This is a genomic window from Ruegeria sp. HKCCD7296 (genome assembly GCF_013110775.1).
GTDB lineage: Bacteria > Pseudomonadota > Alphaproteobacteria > Rhodobacterales > Rhodobacteraceae > Ruegeria.
In genome coordinates this window covers 1-1,736 of the sequence record NZ_WVRF01000036.1, presented here as the reverse complement: position 1 = coordinate 1,736, position 1,736 = coordinate 1, and the positions used below count along the sequence as shown (strand labels likewise).

1 protein-coding gene is annotated in these 1,736 nt (G+C 51.8%); it reads left to right on the top strand.

All coding sequences use genetic code 11. The annotated features are described in order from the left end of the window. Window positions 1–293: 293 nt before the first annotated feature. On the top strand, window positions 294–1,736 hold a 1,443-nt coding region (locus GS632_RS21940; RefSeq protein WP_171722505.1), incomplete at its 3' end, for a hypothetical protein.

The window sequence follows — 1,736 nt, the reverse complement described above, 5'->3', positions numbered from 1 at the left end:
AGAAAAAAATTATCTCCGTCAACTTGCAAAGCAGATAGTCACACCCATTTATTAATCATGTTAACCGCCCGCATCCCGTGGGCACCATGACCAGCGTCCAGAGGCGCTATAGCGGTTTGGTCCGCTATGAGGTTCCGCAAGAGCCTCCTCATCTCAGCTTACAACAAACACCACAGTCGAGGTCTGTCTCGTTGATGGCTTAATGCTGTCTTCGGTTTCGCTCGGCTTGTCACGTCTTCAGGGCCTCAGTGTGCTCTGGGCGTGGTCGCATATATTGAGGACCAAATTGACTCATGGAAGAAACACACGCTGGAAAGACCCTAGATGCTTTTCCGATCACAAATCCGCACTACTCCAAACTACTAGATGTTCACCGATATTCGGAACACCCGAATGTTACCCATCTGACCAAGCAGGTCTGGGCAAAATGTTATGGGGAACCAGAAAGCAGCAGCCCAAAGAAGGGTGGCGTGAGACCCAAGGCCAACAGTTTCGTTCAACTTCGGACCATATTGCTTGATCTTTATGTGGCTTGGGATGCCGACCCTGAGCTGTCTGTTGGCGTGGCAATGAGCAACACGGCCTGGAACACAGATTCTCGGTATAACAAGATTGGGTTGTCCCGATTGGCACCGAAGATAATCCATCGCCTGCACGAAGTTGGTTACATCTCGTTGGCGGCTGGCAGCTATGCCGGTCCCGGAGCCAGCACGAACCGCACCACCCGGATAAGGGCGGCAGAACCGCTTAGGCAGATGTTTCGGGAAGCTAAGTTCGGACCACAGCATATCCTGACCCATCCGAGAAAGGAGTGCATTCTCATGCGATCCAACGAGACGTCAGAAAGAAACATCGAATACAAGGATACTCCGGCAACTGAGCAGATGAGAGCAGATCTGATGAAGTACAACAGCCTGCTGCTGCGCACCTTCATCGACATACCCGATCAGGAAGACACTTTCATTGAGCGCCCGATTAAGTCTGGTGTCCGCGCGGGCGAGACAACCCGAGTTCCCATCTGTGGGTTTGATAACTTCGTTCACCGTGTCTTCAATCGCAACGACTGGTTATGCGGTGGTCGCCTCTATGGCGGTTGGTGGCAATCGGTGGGTTCAGAGGTTCGAAAGCGCATCCACATCAATGACGAACCGACTGTCGAGGTGGACTATCAAGCCCTTCATGTTGGGATTCTGGCAGCAAAGAGAGGAGTGGAGCTGGAGGGTGATCCTTATGAGCTGGATGATGAATTATTGCCTGAATTGGATAACGTGAAGCAGCGCAAGTTGGTGAAACTGCTGATCCTCATGGCTCTGAATGCCAAGAACGAGCGGTCAGCTTATAGTGCGTTCCGGGACGCTTCTCCAGTTGGCTCGATGGCAAAGTCGATGAAGAATGCGGAACTTCGGCTGGTGTTAGACGCTGCTATCAAGAAACACCCTTTCCTCGAGGAGGACCTCTGCGCGGATCGTGGGATATCGCTGATGAACACGGACAGTTTGATGGCTTCAATGGTGATCAGACACTTCACCAGACAGCGGATACCTGTCCTATGCATCCACGATAGTTTCCTGATCGGCTACTCGTATGCACTAAGGCTCAAGACGGCCATGAAAATTGCAGCCATGCGTGTTCTTGGTTGCTCGGTTGCCCTGTCCAATAATTATCTGGGGCTCGATGAGGTGGAACAACGAACTCCCAGCTTAGTAGATGATTACATGGACATGCGCTATCTCGCC